The organism is Plesiomonas sp., assembly GCF_051652165.1.
In the GTDB taxonomy this organism is placed as follows: Bacteria; Pseudomonadota; Gammaproteobacteria; order Enterobacterales; family CAMTGL01; genus Plesiomonas.
The window spans coordinates 26,710-47,872 of sequence record NZ_JBOFTR010000008.1 but is presented as its reverse complement, the minus strand read 5'-3'; the positions used below and the strand labels follow the sequence as shown (position 1 = coordinate 47,872).

General features: G+C 45.3%; 16 protein-coding genes. 4 read left to right on the top strand and 12 right to left on the bottom strand.

The annotated features are described in order from the left end of the window. Positions 1-25: 25 nt before the first annotated feature. The 3 genes from ACRC53_RS06835 to creA all read right to left on the bottom strand — a co-directional run bounded on the left by ACRC53_RS06835 (position 26) and on the right by creA (position 2,387). Positions 26-868, bottom strand: coding sequence for an endonuclease/exonuclease/phosphatase family protein (locus ACRC53_RS06835; RefSeq protein ID WP_438642748.1), 843 nt, complete (start codon positions 866-868; stop codon positions 26-28). A 228-nt stretch (positions 869-1,096) separates the two neighbouring features. Next, a complete protein-coding gene (gene mtgA / locus ACRC53_RS06830; protein ID WP_438642747.1) occupies positions 1,097-1,822 on the bottom strand; it encodes a monofunctional biosynthetic peptidoglycan transglycosylase in 726 nt (241 codons plus the stop codon). A gap of 85 nt (positions 1,823-1,907) precedes the next feature. Then, on the bottom strand, positions 1,908-2,387 hold the full coding sequence (gene creA, locus ACRC53_RS06825; protein ID WP_438642746.1) for a protein CreA: 480 nt from the start codon (positions 2,385-2,387) through the stop codon (positions 1,908-1,910). Between the two features lie 365 nt (positions 2,388-2,752). Between creA and ACRC53_RS06820 the strand changes: the two genes are divergently transcribed. After that, positions 2,753-3,691, top strand: a complete 939-nt coding sequence (locus ACRC53_RS06820) for a helix-turn-helix domain-containing protein (RefSeq protein WP_438642745.1) — start codon at positions 2,753-2,755, stop codon at positions 3,689-3,691. A gap of 146 nt (positions 3,692-3,837) precedes the next feature. On the opposite strand, the gene trpR is transcribed toward ACRC53_RS06820, so the two are convergent. Both trpR and sltY read right to left on the bottom strand, forming a co-directional pair. Continuing rightward, a complete protein-coding gene (gene trpR, locus ACRC53_RS06815; protein WP_438642830.1) occupies positions 3,838-4,152 on the bottom strand; it encodes a trp operon repressor in 315 nt (104 codons plus the stop codon). Between the two features lie 197 nt (positions 4,153-4,349). Beyond that, positions 4,350-6,263 carry a murein transglycosylase gene (gene sltY / locus ACRC53_RS06810; RefSeq protein ID WP_438642829.1) on the bottom strand — a complete coding sequence of 638 codons (1,914 nt, stop codon included), beginning with the start codon at positions 6,261-6,263 and terminating at the stop codon, positions 4,350-4,352. A gap of 312 nt (positions 6,264-6,575) precedes the next feature. Between sltY and ettA the strand changes: the two genes are divergently transcribed. Continuing rightward, the gene (gene ettA / locus ACRC53_RS06805) at positions 6,576-8,243 is read left to right on the top strand and encodes an energy-dependent translational throttle protein EttA (RefSeq protein ID WP_438622414.1); all 1,668 of its coding nucleotides are present in this window, start codon (positions 6,576-6,578) and stop codon (positions 8,241-8,243) included. A 682-nt stretch (positions 8,244-8,925) separates the two neighbouring features. Here the strand turns inward: ettA and radA are convergent. Further along, positions 8,926-10,305 carry a DNA repair protein RadA gene (gene radA / locus ACRC53_RS06800; protein ID WP_438642744.1) on the bottom strand — a complete coding sequence of 460 codons (1,380 nt, stop codon included), beginning with the start codon at positions 10,303-10,305 and terminating at the stop codon, positions 8,926-8,928. A 216-nt stretch (positions 10,306-10,521) separates the two neighbouring features. Here radA and ACRC53_RS06795 point away from each other — a divergent pair, with 216 nt between their 5' ends. After that, positions 10,522-12,936 (top strand): PilZ domain-containing protein, encoded by a 2,415-nt coding sequence (locus ACRC53_RS06795; protein WP_438642743.1) that lies wholly within the window; start codon positions 10,522-10,524, stop codon positions 12,934-12,936. On the opposite strand, the gene serB is transcribed toward ACRC53_RS06795, so the two are convergent. After that, on the bottom strand, positions 12,931-13,902 hold the full coding sequence (serB, locus tag ACRC53_RS06790) for a phosphoserine phosphatase (RefSeq protein ID WP_438642828.1): 972 nt from the start codon (positions 13,900-13,902) through the stop codon (positions 12,931-12,933). The genes ACRC53_RS06795 and serB overlap by 6 nt on opposite strands. Positions 13,903-14,122: 220 nt before the next feature. On the opposite strand from serB, the gene ACRC53_RS06785 reads away from it, so the two are divergent. Next, complete coding sequence (locus ACRC53_RS06785) at positions 14,123-14,944, top strand: AhpA/YtjB family protein (RefSeq protein ID WP_438642742.1); 822 nt, start codon at positions 14,123-14,125, stop codon at positions 14,942-14,944. A gap of 156 nt (positions 14,945-15,100) precedes the next feature. Here ACRC53_RS06785 and deoD read toward each other — a convergent pair whose 3' ends face one another. The 5 genes from deoD to ACRC53_RS06760 form a co-directional block, all read right to left on the bottom strand. Beyond that, positions 15,101-15,820, bottom strand: a complete 720-nt coding sequence (gene deoD / locus ACRC53_RS06780) for a purine-nucleoside phosphorylase (protein WP_438642741.1) — start codon at positions 15,818-15,820, stop codon at positions 15,101-15,103. Positions 15,821-15,921: 101 nt separating this feature from the next. Next, complete coding sequence (gene deoB / locus ACRC53_RS06775; protein WP_438642740.1) at positions 15,922-17,175, bottom strand: phosphopentomutase; 1,254 nt, start codon at positions 17,173-17,175, stop codon at positions 15,922-15,924. Next, positions 17,172-18,527 (bottom strand): thymidine phosphorylase, encoded by a 1,356-nt coding sequence (gene deoA / locus ACRC53_RS06770; protein ID WP_438642739.1) that lies wholly within the window; start codon positions 18,525-18,527, stop codon positions 17,172-17,174. Before deoA ends, deoB begins: the two co-directional genes overlap by 4 nt. Before the next feature lie 30 nt (positions 18,528-18,557). Further along, a complete protein-coding gene (gene deoC, locus ACRC53_RS06765) occupies positions 18,558-19,331 on the bottom strand; it encodes a deoxyribose-phosphate aldolase (protein WP_438642738.1) in 774 nt (257 codons plus the stop codon). A 447-nt stretch (positions 19,332-19,778) separates the two neighbouring features. After that, a complete protein-coding gene (locus tag ACRC53_RS06760; RefSeq protein WP_438642827.1) occupies positions 19,779-21,041 on the bottom strand; it encodes a NupC/NupG family nucleoside CNT transporter in 1,263 nt (420 codons plus the stop codon). Positions 21,042-21,163: the final 122 nt, after the last annotated feature.

Here is a 21,163-nt window from a genome sequence, read left to right as displayed (position 1 = left end):
CTAGTATGTTTCAACGTAAGGTAAATTAAAAACCAAACGTGACTTCCAGTGGATTATGATCAGAGGCATCTGTTGACATAACAGATGCCTTTTCTACTTTTAATCCACGATAAAAAACATGATCAAGCGGATAACCAAACGCTTTTTTACGCTGCCCTTTTGGGAATAACACCTCTTCTAATCCCATTTGTTTAACCATTGTGCGTAATAATGCTAACCGAGTAACACTCCAGCTATTAAAATCACCGGCTAAAATAACTGGCCCACGATGCAGCGCAATTTGTGATAATACTTGTTCTAGTTGCTGGCGATACGCCTGAACACCCACGGTAAAATTGACGGCGTGAACATTCACGACCATCAGTGTTTGCCCTGTAGCAAGCCCATATACACTGACTAATGCTGACTTAGGCAATTTTAACCATGGTTCGCGTTCGCGTAGCGGGCAATAGTACTCGGCCTCTACGGCTGAAAGAGTCATGACTCCTGCCATTTGATCACGAATAGAGAATGCAGCGACCTGTGCTACTGCAGGATAACGCTGCGTAGCATATTGTAATAATTCTGGTGTTGCCTGCGCTTCTTGCAGTAAGACTAATTGCGCTCCATCAGTATAATTTGATAGTGCACTTAACCAATCATTACGTTGCTGTTTATAGATATTCCACACCAATATTTTGAGTGTATTACCGCTAAGAACCGTATGTTTATCTCTATCATAACGACAAGATTGTATCACTGTCGGAGAAGCAGACTGGTATTGCAACACAACACTGTCATTAGGAATATCAAATGGCCATTGCCATGCGCCTAATGCTACCAGTGAAGCTGTTGTACCAAACAGTAACCGCTTCTTTTTACCTTTCATGACTACCCGCCGAAAACACTGCTAAAGCCGAATGGATATCTCATATAAGAGTATAAAATAACAAATCTCACAGAAACAACCTAACTTTTGCTGTAAAATTGTGCAAATGGTTCATCTTATTACGTACAAAAATCTGCACGCTTTATGCTATTAACCTTTGCTCAAAACAGCCTATTACCAATGACATACATAGTTATACGTGCTTTGTTTATCAATGAGTGTTGTTATTTATAGCATATTGACAGCAGTTACTCCGCCAAGTTGACGCATCTGACGCAAAATCCACTTCTGACGTTGTAAGACATACGCTGAAGGTGCTTGGACTTGATACCGAATCGGATTAGGTAATACAGCAGCTAACCGTGCTGACTCTGTTGCGGTTAACTGGTTGGCTGATTTATGAAAATAGTGCCTTGCCGCAGCTTCAACACCAAATATCCCCTGACCAAACTCAATACTATTTAGGTAGACAGTCAAAATACGATCTTTGCTCCAAAATAGCTCAATCAACACAGTGACCCCAGCTTCTAGCCCTTTACGTAGCCACGAACGATCACTCCACAAAAATACATTTTTGGCTGTTTGCTGAGAAATGGTTGAACCACCGCGGATACGACGACTGTGCTCATTGTGTTTAAGAGCTTGTGCTATTGCTTGAAAATCAAAACCAAAGTTATCTGGAAAACGCTGGTCTTCTGCGGCAATGACCGCCAACTTCATTTGTGGCGAAATAGCATCGCTCGCAACCCACCAGTGAGTGACAGAGTATGTTGGCTTTCCCTCAAGGTGAGCTGTAATAACGCGTTCAATAATCACACTCGGTAAAGCAACCGGTAACACGCTATACACAATCACTGATGACAGCAAAACCGAGAGCCCTCCTGCAAAGATACGAATACACCCCTGTTTCCAACGTTGCCAATCGGTTTTTAATACTCGTTGTTGTCCTGACATCAGATGAAATTCACTGTTAATGCATGCTTATCGGGTGTATACGATTAATCTCTTATGCATGATCTTTTGTTAATCATCAACAAGTTTACTGTATCGGCCATGGCATCACAGGAACAGCTGTCACCGCATTCTTGGGCGAACCTTCAACTACGCGATCTGAGTAGGTTAAATAGATCAATGTATTACGTTTAGGATCATAAAAACGAACCACTTGCAGTTTTTTAAATACCAGTGACGTGCGTTTTTGGAACACCGATTGACCATCACCCTTACCATTTTTGATTTTATCCGATAAAACGATTGGACCAACTTGTCGGCAAGCAATTGATGCATCAGCAGTATCTTCGGCCAGCCCTAATCCCCCTTTAATACCCCCCGTTTTTGCTCGGCTAAGATAGCAAGTGACACCTGATACATCGGGATCATCAAAAGCATCGACCACAATTTTATGATCTGGACCAAAGAGTTTGAATACTGTGTCCACCGAGCCCACCTCTTCGGCACTAACTAATGTGCTACTGCATAATAATAAAAGTAATACCCAACGGTAATATTTTGTTGCCATTTAACATCTCCTGCTACTTTATACATTAATCACCACAAAAAATGGTGTGGCCATATATTGGTGATAAGCAATACTCAGGTCAGTATTGATGAAAAACATCATAAAGGTGGTTAACGAAATATACATCACACAAATTTATGATATGAAAATAAATTAATATTGTTTGGTTTTTTATCTCATATAAGTAAAAAATAGTGCATAACAGCTTTGGGTTTACATTGGCTTTTATTTCTAGGTCTGTAATATAGACGTAAGATCCGTACTTGATGCAATATAATGAGTAAGCACATTTATCAGAAAAACACAGACACATTGCATTTACTTAATTATAACATATAAAGCAAAACAGAGTTGAGGAGTGTTTAATGGCCCAAAAGGCGATAGTTCGGGAGTTATTATATTGGATTGAAACTAATCTGAGTAAATCACTCTCTATCGACGATATTGCACATCGCGCCGGCTACTCCAAATGGCATCTTCAACGTATGTTTAAAGATATCACTGGTCATGCAATGGGTGCATATTTACGTGCCAGACGATTAACCCGTTCGGCATATGATTTACGCTCCACTAACCGCTCCATTTTAGATATCGCTCTGCACTACTGTTTTGATTCACAACAAACATTTACCCGTGCATTTAAAAGCCAATTTGGGCGAACACCTGCACAATATCGCCGCCTTGAAGAGTGGGATTGCAGTGGTTTACAACCTCCACTGTTAAATGTACACAACAAAGCATTACCAATACCTGAATTTGTAGAGCTTCCTGCTGTTGAACTGCGTGGTAGTACGGTGACTTATTCTGTCTCTTACCGACGCGATGGCACATTAAAACCACGTGCTCTTCTTCAACATTGGTTACGTTTTCGCGCTCAATTTCCTGAAGAGACACCACCAAGCTTTTTTGCACTCATTTCAGGCAAGCTAACAAAAACGAATGACGATGAACAAGAGCTTTACTGTACCTGTGCAGTTGAATCTACATTTGCACCACAAAACACAAAATTGATGCCTTATGAATTTTCAGCCGGTAAATACGCAAAGTTTACCTATTACGGTTCGTTTCGTAATTTAACGGAGTTTATTGTGCATTTATATTGTGATGTTGTGCCGTTATATAAACTGACACGCCGTGCAGGTTATGATATTGAACAATTCCCCAGTCTGCGCGAAGAGCATCTTGGTTTTGGAATGATCCGTTGTGAATACTATATTCCGATTAAAGAGATCCCTGATGCTGAAGTTATCTCTCATGGTATACAGCATTACGACATTATTGAAAAATTGATTGCATTACACTAACCCAAAACCTGATAGCCGATGAATGGTCAGTACGGTTTATATTACGGGAGCAAAGCAATGTGATTTGTTATGCTCTCGTGTTTTACGTGTTCACGTTACGCTACATTAAATTACATTGTGTATTAAATGACGACAAATAGAGCCTGCTATTTAAGTAAGTGTGTTTCTAGCCAATGTTTTACTTGTGGTGATGCTGTTTTTAAACTATTTGAGCCACGGGTAATTGTTGCAATACCTGCACCTAATTCTGTTTTAATCTCACGCTGACTTAATGCACCACGTAACAACTCTTGTACTATTCGCACTCTTGTACCTAATGCATCGCGCTCATCAAGTGTCAGTAACAGTTGCAGAATTTCAGTTTCATATCCATCAGCAAATGCTTGCCGCAATAGCAACATAAAACCTTGCCACTCTTGCTCTGATTGGCCACTAGCAGCCGTCTGATTTACAGGTGTAATACTAGGCACGTAACCTCTTCTTTTTATCAAAAAGTGTCATACTCAAGACAGAACTTACTCTTTATAGAGCTATTTAATATACTCCATCTTCAAGCAATACACTGACTGTTCTACACTTTATTGATGAGATAAAGCCTGAACAGTATTCACCGCTCAGGCTTTATCAGTATGCTCAAACTACTGCACAATTATTGCTCTTAGTAACGCTGATTTAACTCTGCCGCAGTCAGTACGGGTTGTTGATTTTTCATTTGATAACGATAAAACACATCATAGGCCAATACATTCTTCACGTAACCTCGTGTTTCATTAAAAGGAATGCTTTCAATAAACGCAAGTGCATCAAGTTGACTATTGGCATTATTTAGCCACCGTTTTACCCGTGAAGGCCCGGCATTATAGGCTGCGGTAGCCAAAATTCGGTTGCGTCCAAATTGCTGATAAACCTCATCAAGATAGGCTGTACCGAGTTGAATATTGGTTTCAGGCTGAAATAACTGACTATCTTGTTGCAATATAATGCTATTTTTCTTAGCTGTATGTTGCGCAGTTTTTGGCATCAGTTGCATTAAGCCTCGCGCGCCTACGGGGGACTGGGCATCCGGATTCCATGCACTCTCTTGACGAGCAATAGCCATTGCATAACTTGGCGTAATGTTTTTTGTACGAGTAGCCTGTGTAAACAGGTTCGGATACGCCATCGGGAAACGCTCATCAATATGATCCCACAGTTTAGCGCGAATTGTCCCCTGTACGCTAAGATCGCTCCAACCTTGCCGACGGGCATACGCGGTTAATACCGCTTGTGTTCCGGTAGGATAATGCCCAATTAAGCTGCTCCACTCACTGCGAGCAATATTATGCAAATCCCAGTAGAGTAACTCACGAATCCGAACAATTTCAGGCCAATGGCTAACATCTTGTGTACTCACCTGCCGTGAGTCATTTTTTATGATGTAAGATTGATGAAGTTGTTGAGCTGCAACCATCGGGTAAAAGCCACGCCGCTCAGTCAAACGTCGAAGTTCTGTATGTGCTTGTTGTTGTTTTCCTTGCTGTTGTAATACTCGCGCATGCCAATATACCCACTCATCTTTCTCTTTATCAGCAGCCGGTAAACGGGCTATCCAGCGGCCAGTGTCAGTCAGGTCATTGCGCGACAATGCTAATCGAATACGCCGCTCAATCAAGGCGGTATTTTGGCTGCGCTGTACAATGCTATCGCGCCATTGGATCTGGGCAGCATCAGTAGCATCCATCATACGAAGTGCTACAGCACTTTCCATTTCAATAACTTGGCTATGGCTCATTGCTTGAGCTTTAGCTAATGACGTAATGAGAGATCGCGCATTATCTGGATCACTGCGTACCAAACGATTAAAAGCGACTAAGGTAGCTTGACGCGCAATGGGGCTTGCGCCATGTGTTTGGGCAAAACTCAATACTTGTGAAGGGTTTGCTTGTAATGCTAACAACCCATTTGCCATCGATCGGTACATTTGTGGTAATAGTGTAGCTAAATGAGTCAGTAAATTATCGTTACCCGTTTTCATTGCCAATACCATGCGATCAAGAACGTTTATCGCATTAAACGCACTGCTGCTCTTCCAAGCATCAATGAGTGGATCGCATGCATCTGGCAACGATTTACCGGTTAACCACACCTTTTTTGCCCCCTCCCATGCCTGCTGACGTTTACCGACAGCATAATTGGCATAGTAAAAACGACACTGTCCAGCGATGGATGATGGCGCTTGTGGCATCAGTGTCAGCAAAGTCTTCCAATCTTGACGGCGGGTGAGTTCAGGGCTAAAACGCTCAGGTAAGCCTTTGGCCAATGGCATGGTTTGATAACGTTCAATAAAGTGGCGTGCTTGTGCAGCCGTTAATTGGCTCATATCCCGAGTTAATAAACGGTATTCAATGTAGGGATATAGCGGATAATTTTTTAGCGCAGGCAACAGTTGCGTAGCAACCTCTGGCTGATTATTGTCGAGCGCCGTTTTCGCTTGCTGATAAGCTTGACGCTCGTTTGCTGTAGGTGCAGCGTGAACAAGCATACTGGTACTGCCAACACTAATAACACAAAAACTCAATATCCACTGGCGCAATGCCATGTTGTAACTCCTTATGAAACGCATTTCCTTGCGTTGTACTGCTTGCAATTGCACTACTCTGGCACTGTCACTTCGGTTGCTACTGTGCCGTACTGAGGTATTGTCTGTAATGCATATTCTACAACACGCATTATATAAGTTTATCACCTGATATTGACTATAAGAGATAGCATACACTTGTCACAACACGGATAAATTAGCAATAAATGTGAAGCCAAGCTCTGACATAGGAAAGGGTTACACTTGGCTATCAGGAACGGCTACAATAAGCCTTTATTGGTCAATCAACAGGGTCGATAACGCGTTATGGCTCAATATGTTTATTCAATGCACCGCGTCGGTAAAGTTGTTCCGCCGAAGCGTCATATCCTAAAAAATATCTCTTTGAGTTTTTTCCCAGGAGCCAAAATTGGTGTGTTGGGTCTCAACGGGGCGGGTAAGTCAACGTTACTGCGCATTATGGCAGGGGTAGATACTGATATTGAGGGTGAAGCACGCCCACAACCAGGGCTGAAAATCGGCTATCTGCCACAAGAGCCCAAGCTCAATACCGAAAGTACCGTTCGTGAAGCGGTTGAAGAGGCAGTTGCTGAAGTTAAAAGCGCGTTAACCCGTTTAGATGAGGTATACGCTCTGTACGCTGATCCTGAAGCAGATTTTGATAAATTAGCCAAAGAGCAGGGTGAGCTAGAAGCAATTATCCAGACTTATGATGGCCATAATCTGGATAACCAGCTTGAGCGTGCCGCTGATGCACTGCGCTTACCAGCATGGGATGCGAAAATTGCTAATTTGTCAGGTGGTGAGCGCCGCCGTGTGGCGATTTGCCGTCTGTTGCTGGAAAAGCCAGACATGCTACTACTCGACGAACCAACCAACCATTTGGATGCCGAATCGGTTGCATGGCTTGAGCGATTCTTGCACGATTACGAAGGCACTGTGGTTGCTATTACGCATGACCGTTACTTCCTCGATAATGTCGCCGGCTGGATCTTAGAACTTGACCGCGGCGAAGGTATTCCGTGGGAAGGAAACTACTCTTCTTGGTTGGAGCAAAAAGATCAGCGTCTGGCACAAGAGGCCTCTTCTGAAGCGGCGCGCCGTAAGTCTATCGAGAAAGAGCTTGAGTGGGTACGCCAGAATCCGAAAGGTCGTCAAGCCAAGAGCAAGGCACGTATGGCGCGCTTTGAAGAGCTTAACAACACCGATTACCAAAAGCGTAACGAGACCAATGAGCTGTTCATTCCGCCTGGTCCGCGCTTGGGTGATAAGGTGGTGGATGTGGCCAATCTGGTCAAATCCTACGGTGATCGCACGCTGATTAATGACTTGTCATTTAGTCTGCCAAAAGGGGCGATTGTCGGGATCATCGGCCCGAACGGTGCGGGTAAATCTACCCTGTTCCGTATGATGTCAGGCCAAGAGCAACCAGATTCCGGCGCAATTGTGCTGGGTGATACAGTGAAACTGGCCTCTGTCGATCAGTTCCGTGATGCGATGGATGACAAGAAAACCGTGTTTGAGGAAGTGGCCAACGGGCAGGATATTCTGCGCATTGGTAACTTTGAGATCCCAAGCCGTGCCTATATTGGCCGCTTTAACTTTAAAGGTTCGGATCAGCAAAAGCGGGTGGGTGAGCTATCAGGTGGTGAGCGTGGCCGTTTGCATTTGGCCAAGCTGCTGCAAACTGGCGGCAACTTATTACTGCTCGATGAACCGACTAACGACCTTGACGTTGAAACCCTGCGCGCACTGGAAAACGCCCTGCTGGAGTTCCCAGGCTGTGCCATGGTTATCTCGCACGACCGTTGGTTCTTAGACCGTATCGCCACCCACATTCTGGATTATCAGGATGAGGGCAAGGTTGAGTTCTTTGAAGGTAACTTCACCGAATACGAAGAGTGGAAGAAAAAAACCTACGGTGCTGATGCTATTCAGCCACATCGGGCTAAATATACCCGTATGGTGAAATAAGCCGCCGGTTTTTATGCTGATAGCGATTTACATCGTTATCACAGCGGTATTCCCGCTGAGTCATTCCCATTAAATCAAAAGGCCTGAGAAATCAGGCCTTTTTCTTTTCTACTGCGATTTACCACAATGGCTGGCTACTGCTGTTTTCCTGCAAAATGCTTATAACGCAAACCTACCAATTAGTTATTATTTATGCCTATTTTTTCTACAACAAACGATTGATCACGCAATCTGTTGTAGTAAACTTACCAACATAAAGGTGACCAATATCACACAAGATTACGGCGACTTTCAGTCGTTACCCCAGCGCCAAGGAGGCATGTCATGTTTATTTATCCACCGACTGTGTACAGTACCAACCGTGCCGACAAGCCTGCATTTGCGGCTTATCAGTCAGTACAACGCCGTTTTTTTGCGTTATTCACACGTAAGTAACGGTTCGTCATACTGATTTATATAACGGGCACACTGAATGCAGGCGGTGTTAATTAACTACATTCAGAATCATCATGAGGTGTGCCATGTTTTTATTCCCACCAACACAATATGCTACCAACCCGATTGATAAGCCTTCTGTAACACACTGGTACAGCCGTTTTTTTGCCCGCAAAAAATAACACGACACCTGACGCTTCGCTAAAAACAGCCGTGGGCTCAAAAACCCGTTGGGTTAACCGTATAATTAAAGATCAATAAACGCATCGAGCGCATCAGAGAGCTTTTTCACACCGAACACCTGCATTCCCGTTGGAGGCTGTTTTGGCATATTGGCATGTGGAACGATGGCGCGCTTAAAGCCGTGTTTTGCCGCTTCGGTAATACGCTCTTGGCCACTAGGCACAGGGCGAATTTCACCGGCCAACCCCACTTCACCAAACACCACCACATCACGTGGTAATGGTCGGTCGCGCAGGCTCGATACCATCGCTAGCACCAGCGCCAAATCTGCACTAGTTTCGGTGACTTTTACCCCACCGACCACATTCACAAAGACATCTTGATCGGCCATCTGCAAGCCACCATGCCGATGCAGTACCGCCAGTAACAGCGATAAGCGGTTTTGATCCAAGCCAACCGCCACACGACGCGGATTTCCTAGCATCGAATGATCGACTAATGCCTGAATTTCGACCAGCAGTGGTCGCGTGCCCTCCCACACTACCATCACCGAACTGCCCGGCGCTTCCTCTTCACCACGGCTTAAAAAAATCGCCGACGGATTACTGACCTCTCGCATACCCTGCTCAGTCATGGCAAACACACCCAGTTCATTGACCGCACCAAAACGGTTTTTATGGCTGCGTAGCATTCGAAAACGGGAGTCTGTATCGCCATCAAGCAACACGGAGCAGTCAATGCAGTGCTCTAGCACTTTCGGGCCAGCCAGTGATCCATCTTTGGTCACATGGCCGACCATAATAATCGCAACCTGCGTGGTTTTGGCAAAGCGGGTCAGGTAAGCAGCCGTTTCTCGCACTTGTGCCACACTGCCGGGTGCCGATTGAATATCGGCCATATGCATCACCTGAATGGAGTCAATCACCATAATTTGCGGCTTTTCCTGCTCGGCAATCAGGCAAATTTGCTCAACACTGGTCTCTGACAACATTTTCAGTTTGTCGGTCGGCAAGCCAAGGCGATAGGCGCGCATTGCAACCTGCTGCAATGACTCTTCCCCTGTCACATACAAAGCTTTCATCTGCTCGGCTAAACGGCACATGACCTGTAACAGCAGGGTACTTTTACCTGCACCGGGGCTTCCGCCAATCAAAATGGCACTGCCAGGCACAACGCCGCCACCAAGTACCCGATCAAACTCCTTAAAACTGGAGGAGAAACGTGGCAACTCTTGTAAACTGATCTCAGCCAGTGTCTGGACTTTATGGTTACCGGCATGTCCGGCATAACCACTGGTACGGTCGGTGCGCGCAACACTGGCTGCGGCAAGGCGCACTTCAGTAATAGTATTCCATGCCTGACAGGCACTGCACTGCCCCTGCCAGCGCGGGTAATCAGACCCGCACTCATTGCACACAAAGGCGCGTTTAACAGCTTTAGCCACGGTAAAATACTCTCTTGAAACAGTCATTAAGACCTAAAGTCATATTCAAAGTTATCGCCTTATCGCAAATTTAATACGAAAATTGGGCGATCTCATCATGTTGTTATACGGTATGCCGATAACCTTATTGTTATTTTTTGTTGTCTGGCTGTTGACTCTGGTTGTCTGCAAGGCTCACAACATCGGCATCTCTATTTTAAGCGCAGCAAAAGGCCTATGCATACCACGTTACCCAATGAATTTGCCCACATATTACAGCAGTTAATTCCTCTAGGAGTGCATGCCGAGCTCGATCCTCTGCTGAAAAAACTACTACCACAAAGTAGTGCGAGTGAGCGTTTGCATATTAAAATGGCTTATCGCCAGTTACATACGCCTTGTTATCGGCCACTTGATCTGCGCAATCGCGTTGATGGGCGTTGTCATGAACACCAAATCAATGGTCTGACTCATTGGTTAGATGATGTTGCACTGAATATTTTCCAACAGCAAATCGCACTCTTTCAAAACGTATATACACAAGGTGTGTACGATGCTGTGATGCAGGCAAATAATAATTACCGTAATATGCGTCAACAGACGTTGTTAGAAAAAACAGCACAAAAGGCAGCCCCTACCTCTGAACCTGAGCTCAAAAAAGACCTGCCAACAGAGGTGACTGTCGCCCGTTTTGGCTATCAATTTATGCGCAATGAAGCGCGCCTGCATTATCATTGTCAGGTGGTCGTGACTTGTCATGAAACACAACAAATCGCACACGGTGTTACTGTTGATATCTCGCTTGCAGGGTTGTGTATCCGAGTACCGCATTCACTAACGTTTAAACTTGGTCAAGAATTTACCATTCAGTTCAACGCATTGGGTGAAAAACTCGAACAACCCACTCTGGAACGTGGATTAAACTACTTACTTGTGGGCATTGATCGTCAAGATCAACGCCAATTGTTGCGCCTACATATTAGTGAACCGAATCCAGCACTGCATCGTTTGATGAGTGCGTTAGCACGCAGTGGCAGTAAAAAAGTACGCTTGAATGTTGATGGTCTGCTGACACAGTTACATCTGCGCGGGCTCGAACAATCTTATTTAAATGCCACTGCAACACTGCCACTGCTCATCAGCCAACAAGGTACTGTCTATGCGCTGCTTTCACAAAATAACCGTGAAAGTTACCAATATTGGCATGATGAAAACTACCAACCGGTATTGGGGCAATTTTTTACACCTGAACGCCTACAACGTATCTGCCCACCTGGGGTATCGTGTGTGAAATCACTGCTGTATAGCTTTATTCATCGGCAGAACGGGCGTACCTATTTTTATTGTGCTATGAGTACTGAGCTAACTCAGGCTGAACAGCGGGAACTCTTTTGGCACGTTGGTGCACACCGCCCTAGCTTTCGGGTGCAACGGTTGATTATCCGCCCATTGAGTGCTGATGATTTTAGCCCACACCCAGAACAACAACGCCTTATTACAGAGCATCAACTCAACGAGTTACGCTATTTGGTGTTATTGCAAGATTTAAGTAGCTGCACAATACAAGCTGATTATCAGCAAACGCCACTGCCCAACTTACCACTCAACCAACTCAATGTATTTTGCCTTCCCCGTGCCTATAGCTCGACATTTGAAGTAAACATGTCGCAAGAGCAGCGCCGGCGCGCACCCCGCTATCGCTACCAAACTGAGGTGCATGTTACCAGCTCAGATCAGCGTACAACGATTGGCTATACTGTGGATTTTTCAGCGGTTGGATTACGTATCGTGCTTGGGAAACCATTAAATATAAAACGAAATCAGGTGCTATTGTTGCACTTTCCAGCCTGGCAAGTTTTGGATAAACATATTGCCCTGCACACCTTGCCGTATCAGGTGTTATATATCAATGCCGAACAAGACCAACTGGTTCTTACTGCAACAGAGCCTCATGTTGCACACACGGGTGTGCAATTTATCCAGCGGCTCATCGCGGCTAATTTAAAAAGTTTACAAGAGGATGTTGAACAGCAAACACTGCCTGAGATTATTGATATTTTCCGCCAAATTACTGTACCGCATCTGGCTAGTATACCGATTTTTGTGGTGCAAGACGGGCATATTTACCGCCCAACAGCCATCGGGATGACTCCGGCAACTTATACGCTTAACCGTCGGTTAGGACAAGGGCAAACGGATACTTTGCTGCTCGCACTGCTCGATGTGTACTGGTCACAATTAGTAATACGACCACTGAATGAGCCTTTTCGTTCTCATCCCACCGAACATAAAATTTATCTCTCACTCCATCAAGAGAAATGGCAATACCAATTGCAAGATAAAAAACTCGATACAGAATTAAACGATAAAAATGCGTTGATGGCCTTTATTCAACAAGCCAAACAACAAGGGGAGTTTATTGCGCTACGTTTTCAACTCACCCGCTATAAACGCAATACACTGCACCCTAATTTGCTACGCGATTTTGAACAACTGATTAAAGCCAATCTAAGCCAAGCAAAAATGCTCGAACAAGAGCTGCTCGCTCTGACTGCGATGATAGAGCTAACTGATTGTACTGAAGAAGTTCTGCTAAGGGTCGAGTCTGAGCAGCGCCGGATAGCTATCGAAACCTTAACTGAAATGCTATAAGCTGTGCCCGATACTGGCAGATAAAATGCACAATACCCCTAGCAAATCGGCATGGCGGATCACCACTTGCGCTTGTGCCTGTACCGTTGGTTTGGCATGAAAGGCAATGCCTAATCCAGCCGCATGTAACATTTTCAGATCGTTTGCACCATCACCGATACCCACCGTATTGGTGAGTGGGATCTGATACCGTTCGGCTAATTCACACAGCACTGTTGCTTTACGTTCTGCATCCACAATACGCCCTTCAACTTCACCGGTCAGCAGATTATCACTGATACCCAGAACATTAGCTTCAACATGGCACAACCCCAACTGACGCTGCAGATGTTCAGCAAAATAGGTAAAGCCTCCTGAAGCAATCGCCACTTGCCACCCACAGTTTTGTAACTGCTGTACCAGTGCGGTGAGCCCCGGCATCAGCGGTAAATCTGCTAATACGTGTTCCAAAATTTGGTGAGGCGCACCACGCAAGGTTGCCACACGCTGACGCAGACTTTGAGCGAAATCCAGCTCGCCACGCATTGCACGCTCGGTAACCTCAGCCACTTGCGGGCCAGTTCCGGCAAGTGTAGCTATCTCATCAATGCACTCAATCTGGATAGCGGTGGAATCCATATCCATCACCAATAAACCGGGGGTATGCAATGAAGGCAACATATGCAATCTGGCAGTATCTAATTTAAATTGATCGGCAAGCTGCGCAGCATGCGCTAAATATTGGCCTGCAAACTGAACAATTTGGTACTCTTCCACATGCCACGCTTTTTGAATCACGACAGGCCTATTGAGTTGCAATAGGTAAGCGGCCAACACAGATTTGTCTAAATTTTTACCATATAGCAGCCATTCGCCCTCTCCCAAGGTATAATCACAGGAAACAGATTCATGACCTTGTAACAATAAGGGAAAACATGACCACTCAGAGAGACATGAAGGCAATTGGGTAAAATCATAATCCTTAATAAGCATTTTAACGCATCCTGCTAATAGTGAATGGCGAGTCTAAATTATCCTATTAAAAGGTAGGCTGGCAACTGACTCTCCACCGAAGAGATAATACTGACGATATAGAGAAAATAACGCCATGAACAACACGTTATTACTGCCAGAGCATCAATACTGATACTTCCCTATTTTAGGGGCTCTTTTTAGTGCTGTGCACACTGCCACTGAGTTAATGGTCATGCCAATAATAAAGCTGATTAAATACCATCTACGTACTTTGCTTATCACTATCACGAGTCTGTGCCTTTTTCTCTTTTTACTGCAAACGGCCAGTATACTGGGGTTAAATGCACAAGCTGTACGCTCTGATCAAGTGGATCAGCTTGCTCGTATACTAACGCGACAAGTCGCTATTGGGTTATTTCCATTATTAAAAATGGATGATGGATCGGATCTGATTGCACAACAACTTGATAAGCTGACACAAGAGGCTCGTATTTTAGATGCCAGTGTTTATCGCATGGATGGCGCACTGATCGCACATTCAGGTGATACCACCCACGTCAGAGATAGACTTGGGCTCGACGGCTCACAGCGGCGTGCGATGTTAAATCGCCAGATGGTAGAGATTATTTCAGAAAATAATACTCCGCTTGGTTTTCTGCGTCTGACCCTTGATACACATGTGCAGTCAACCGACGATCAGCTCATTGATAATACGACCAATATGATTCGATTGATGCTCTTGAGTGCATTACTTATTGGCATTGTTATTACCCATACGTTGTTCAAAGATCGTTCGCTAATCACAGATAGCCAACGTATAACAGGCTTTCCTCGTTTATCGAAATCAGCCACAGAGATCAAACTGCCCGTCTCTACGCCAAGTATACCAAGCTCACCACCGCATCTTCTCTTAGCGAATCGCGCCTCTGACAACAGCAGCACAAATCTCTGTGGTACATCCGCGTTAGACAGTGAACTCAGCACCACACATGCCAAGTTAAAACAACGTCGCCGCCGCCGAATACCAGCTCGCAAAACACACTATCGTCGTTAAACGGCACAAAAAGAAAAAGCGATGAATACTCATCGCTTTTTCTTTTTGTGCCTTATCGTTTCATCTTTATCTGCGGTAACGCATTTATCTGCCGTTACTTATCTAACAGAAAAACCAAAAACGGCTGACCATTCAATCGTGCAAATAAAATAGTACTTATGCTTGATCGCCTAACAACACAGATTCAAGCGCAATTTCAATCATGTCATTAAATGTAAGCTGACGCTCTTCGGCTGATGTCTGCTCATGTGTACGAATATGGTCAGAAACGGTGCAAATAGTCAGTGCTTTAGCACCAAACTCTGCCGCGACACCATAAATACCGGCCGCCTCCATCTCAACACCCAGAACACCGTATTTTTCCATCACATCAAACATGCTTGGATCTGGCGTATAGAACAGGTCTGCTGAGAAGATGTTACCAACACGCACTTTAGTACCGCGCGCTTTTGCTGCATCAACGGCATTGCGCACCATGTCAAAATCAGCGATTGCAGAGAAATCGTGATCTTTAAAGCGCATACGGTTCACTTTAGAGTCAGTACAAGCCCCCATACCGATGATCACTTCACGCAGTTTCACATCGGTGCTCACCGCACCGCATGAACCGACACGAATAATTTTCTTCACGCCGTACTCGGTAATCAGCTCTTTAGCATAAATAGAGCAGGATGGAATCCCCATACCATGACCCATTACCGAAACTTTACGACCTTTATAAGTGCCAGTAAAACCCAGCATGCTGCGCACGTTAGTGACTTCGACTGCATCTTGCAAAAAGGTTTCTGCGATGTATTTTGCACGTAGCGGATCGCCCGGCATCAAAACAACATCAGCAAATGCACCGTTTTCAGCATTAATATGCGGAGTAGCCATGGTTATCGATTCCTTTATCGGTTATTTCTGTTGATCAATAATTGAATCAACAAGATCAGCAAACATCAAAGATCGTACACGAATAGAGAACAATCCGCTAATTATCGACTATTATCAGGTTCAATTAACTTATCTTGATAGAACATTGGCATACCAAAATCCATTGCCGATGTTCCAAAATAGGCGGCCAGCGTCTGCCCAATATCCGCAAAGGTTTTTCGGCAACCCAATGAACCGGCAGTAATTTTGGGGCCATACACCAGCACTGGAATGTGCTCGCGCGTATGATCAGAGCCCGGCCATGTTGGATCACAACCGTGATCAGCAGTTAAGATCAAAATATCATCTTCACCCACCAGCGAGAGCATTTCCGGTAAACGGCGATCAAACAGCTCCAATGCCGCAGCATAACCAGCAACATCACGGCGATGACCGTATGAAGAGTCAAAATCAACAAAGTTGGTGAACACAATGGTGTTATCACCAGCCAGTTTCATCTCTTCAAGCGTGGCATCAAACAGCGCATCAATACCGGTCGCTTTCACTTTTTTGGTGATACCCACGTGTGCGTAAATATCAGCAATCTTACCTACCGACACTACCTGGCCATGTTTCTCTTCAACCAGTTTTTGCAGCACTGTGATTGCTGGCGGTTCAACGGCCAAATCTTTTCGGTTGCCGGTACGCTGAAATTCACCCGGTTTATTACCGAGGAATGGGCGCGCAATCACACGGCCAATGTTATAGCCTTCCAACTCTTCACGCACGATTTTGCACAGAGCGTACAGGTTATCTAACCCGTAGGTCTCTTCATGACAGGCAATCTGGAACACAGAGTCGGCAGAGGTATAGAAAATCGGCTTGCCGGTTTTCATGTGCTCTTCGCCTAGCTCATCAAGAATTTGTGTACCCGAAGCGTGGCAATTTCCCAGATAACCGGGCAATTTAGCGCGGGTAACAATTTTCTCTAACAACTCAGCAGGAAAGCTGTTGTCATGATCAGAGAAATACCCCCAATCAAACAACACAGGCACACCAGCAATTTCCCAGTGGCCTGATGGCGTATCTTTCCCTGATGACAGCTCGGCCGCGTGGCCATAAGCCCCAATAATCTCAGCGTGCTCATCAAGCCCAACAGGGAATGTACCGGTTGACTCTTGTGCTGCTTTCCCCAGCCCTAAACGGCTAAGATTTGGCAACGTCAGCGGCCCTTTACGGCCACGATCTGCTTGGCCGTTGGCACAAGCCTGTGCGATATGGCCCAGTGTATCTGCACCTACATCACCAAATTTCACAGCATCTTCTGCTGCACCAATACCGAATGAGTCCAGCACCATTATAAAGGCACGTTTCATATATTCTGGCCTCTGTTTAGAATAAGAGAGTCTACGCGAACATGGCGATATACGGTCGGCATCGCTGCCGGTGCATCGCGTTCAATATGGATTGCAGCTTGCACAGCATGTGCTGCACTTAGCCAGTCTGATTCTGTGCGTGCATGGATCATTGCCAGCGGACAAGATGTATCTACTGCTTCCCCAAGCGGCAATATATCGCTCAACCCGACACTATAATCAATCAGATCTGTTGCACTACGACGACCACCCCCCATGCTTACAATAGCCATACCAAGTGCACGAGTATCCATCGAAGCAACAAATCCACTGTTTAAAGCATAAACGGGTTTGATAATCGAAGCTTGCGGTAAATAAGTATTGTAGCATTCGATAAAATCGATTGGACCACCGAGTTCAGCGATCATCCGGCCAAAAACTTCAGCAGCCTTGCCATTATCTAACACCGTATTGAGTTTTGCTTGCGCATCAACATCATCAGTAGCTAAACCAGAAACTTGCAGCATCTCTGAGCATAGCGCCATTGTTACCGCATACAAACGAGGGTTACGATAACGGCCAGTCAAAAACTCAACCGCCTCACGGACTTCTAACGCATTACCCGCGCGTGAAGCCAGCACTTGGTTCATGTCAGTCAACAGTGCTGTGGTTTTACACCCAGCACCGTTAGCCACACCCACAATAGATTGCGCCAGCGCCCCGGAAGCCTCATACGTTGGCATAAATGCACCTGAGCCCACTTTAACATCCATCACTAAGGCATCTAAACCTGCAGCCAGTTTTTTCGATAAAATAGACGCAGTAATGAGCGGAATCGAATCAACTGTGGCAGTAATATCACGCGTGGCATAAAACCGCTTATCAGCCGGTGCAAGATCACCGGTCTGCCCAATAATGGCTACACCAACATCACGGGTAATCTGACGAAAACGCGCATTGTCAGGATGAATGTTATAACCGGGAATCGCTTCGAGTTTATCAAGCGTTCCGCCAGTGTGTCCAAGCCCTCGCCCTGAGATCATCGGTACATATCCGCCACACGCAGCAATCATCGGGCCAAGCATAAGTGAAGTCACATCACCGACACCGCCGGTCGAATGTTTATCCACAATCGGCCCATTAAGGTGCATATCAGCCCACTGCAATACCATACCTGAATCACGCATCGCTAAAGTCAGTGCAACTTGCTCATCCATGGTCATATCATTAAAATAGATAGCCATCGCCAAAGCTGCAATTTGCCCTTCTGTAATGCGGTTATTAGCAATACCCTGAATAAAAAAACGAATTTCTGCATTGCTCAAGGCAATGCCATCACGCTTTTTACGGATAATCTCTTGCGGTAAGAACATGACTCACTCCCCAAAATTGGTTACGGTGAATCAATATTGGCTATTGCTGGTTGCATCGTGGCCCAGCGTATTGAGTAAGCTGGCCAACAGGCTAGATGCACCAAAACGAAAATGGCGCTTATCTGCCCATGTTTCACCTAGAATCTCTGCCGCCAGAGCCAAATACTGCGCAGCCTCTTCAGCCGTGCGTACACCACCGGCAGGTTTAAAGCCAACACGATCGGCAACCTGCTTATCACGGATCACTTCCATCATAATACGGGCAAATTCTAGCGTGGCATTAACGGGCACTTTACCGGTTGACGTTTTAATAAAATCAGCACCAGCATCAATAGCAATTTCAGAGGCCTGACGGATCAACGTATCCTCTTTTAACTCACCGGTTTCAATAATCACTTTTAGCAGCACATGTGCGCCACAGGCATCTTTACATGCCTTCACCAAATCAAAGCCAACTTGAGCATTACCGGCCATCAGTGCGCGATATGGGAAAACCACATCCACTTCATCAGCACCGTATGCTACCGCGGCACGTGTTTCGGCCACCGCAATAGCAATATCATCATTGCCGTGCGGGAAGTTAGTTACTGTGGCGATACTAATTTCCGGCGTACCTTGCTCGCGCAGGGTTTTACGGGCGATAGGAATAAAACGTGGATAGATACAAACCGCAGCAGTCTGACCTGCAGGGCTATTTGCTTGCCGACACAAAGCAATGACTTTTTCATCGGTATCATTGTCATTGAGTGTCGTTAAATCCATTAAGTTTAGTGCGCGTAATGCAGACATTTTATTCTCAGTCATATAACTCTCCAACTCTACAAATCACTCAACATGTGGGGTATCGAACGCTTTTCGATTACTGCGAGCGTTGGCGAGCGGACTTGGTTCCCTGAAGACTTGGCAACGTACATACTCCATTTTCTCTTAAAAAACACCAGTACCATACAGCGCCAATTGACATCCCTTTCACCGCACTCCCCTGACTCTCTTCCAGGGGTTAAATTCCAGCGGTTTGCATGTACTTACCCATTGATTTCACAACACGGCTAACAGAGTTGCAATGTGAAGAGATTATAACATGAGCTGATTCACAAAATATCGTTTCGTAATCGATTACGCCATGCTCATTTTTTCAAAAAAAGAACGCCACCGAATAAACGGTGGCGTTCTTTTTGATTTAACATGTATTTGTGTCTTTAAAGTGCACGAATTATAACGAGCACCAAAACATCACCACAATCTAGGCTCTTAGAGTGCCAAGAAGAAACCCGCAATCGTTGCACTCATGAGATTTGATAATGTACCCGCTACAACTGCCAGCAGCCCTAAACGTGCGATATCATGACGACGGCTTGGTGCCATACTGCCCAATCCACCCAATAAAATGGCCACCGAAGAGAGGTTAGCAAAGCCACACAGAGCAAACGAGATAATCGCTTTAGTCTGCACTGACAACACTTGTAGACCGGCTGCTGCCACTTCAGCATCAGGCTTCAAATATGGTGCAAAATTTAAGTAAGCCACAAATTCGTTTACAATCACTTTTTGACCGATAAACGAACCTGCAACGGTTGCTTCTGACCAAGGTACACCGATAACAAACGCTAATGGTGAGAACAAATAACCTAAGATCAGCTCTAATGAAAGATGCGGATAACCAAACCAGCCACCCACACCCGCAAAAATACCATTAATCAACGCAATTAGACCGATAAAGGCCAGTAGCATTGCCCCAACATTCAGTGCTAACTGCATACCCGATGCAGCACCGGCTGCTGCAGCATCAATCACATTCGCAGGTTTATCTTCACTATTAGATGTATCAACATCGTTTGTATCCCGCTCTTGCTCGGTTTCCGGTACAATCAATTTAGCAAACAGCAAGCCACCAGGTGCTGCCATGAAAGATGCTGCTATCAGATACTCAAGGGGAACGCCCATAGAGGCATAACCGGCTAACACCGAACCGGCCACCGAAGCTAAACCACCACACATCACCGCAAATAGCTCAGATTTGGTCATCGTGCTGATATACGGACGAACCACCAGTGGGGCTTCAGTCTGACCAACAAAAATATTTGCAGTTGCCGACAAAGACTCTGTACGTGATGTGCCCAGTGCTTTTTGCAAACCACCACCGAGGATCTTAATCACCCATTGCATGATGCCTAAATAGTACAGCACAGCAATCAGTGAAGAGAAAAACACAATTACAGGAAGAACACGCAGCGCAAAAATAAAGCCACCGCCACCAAAGACTTCAAACATTTTATCTGAAGTTAAACCACCAAAGAGAAAGTTAATCCCCTCGTTACCATACGCAATCACATTTGCAACAGCTTCTGACATCCCCAATAAAACGGTACGGCCGGCAGGAACATACAGAACAAACGCACCAATACAGACTTGGATAGCAAAAGCCCCTCCCACTGTACGTAATTTAATGGCTTTACGGTTACTGGAAAGCAAAACCGCAATTCCAATCAGTACCGCCATACCGACGAGGCTCATAATCAGTTGCATGGAAAAAGATCCCTATGGTCTGGACGATTGTGAATAATCGCCGCTAAAAATAAGGTGTATACCACCTTGAAAATCTAGCTCATTATACATAGGGGGTGGCTATCTTTCTT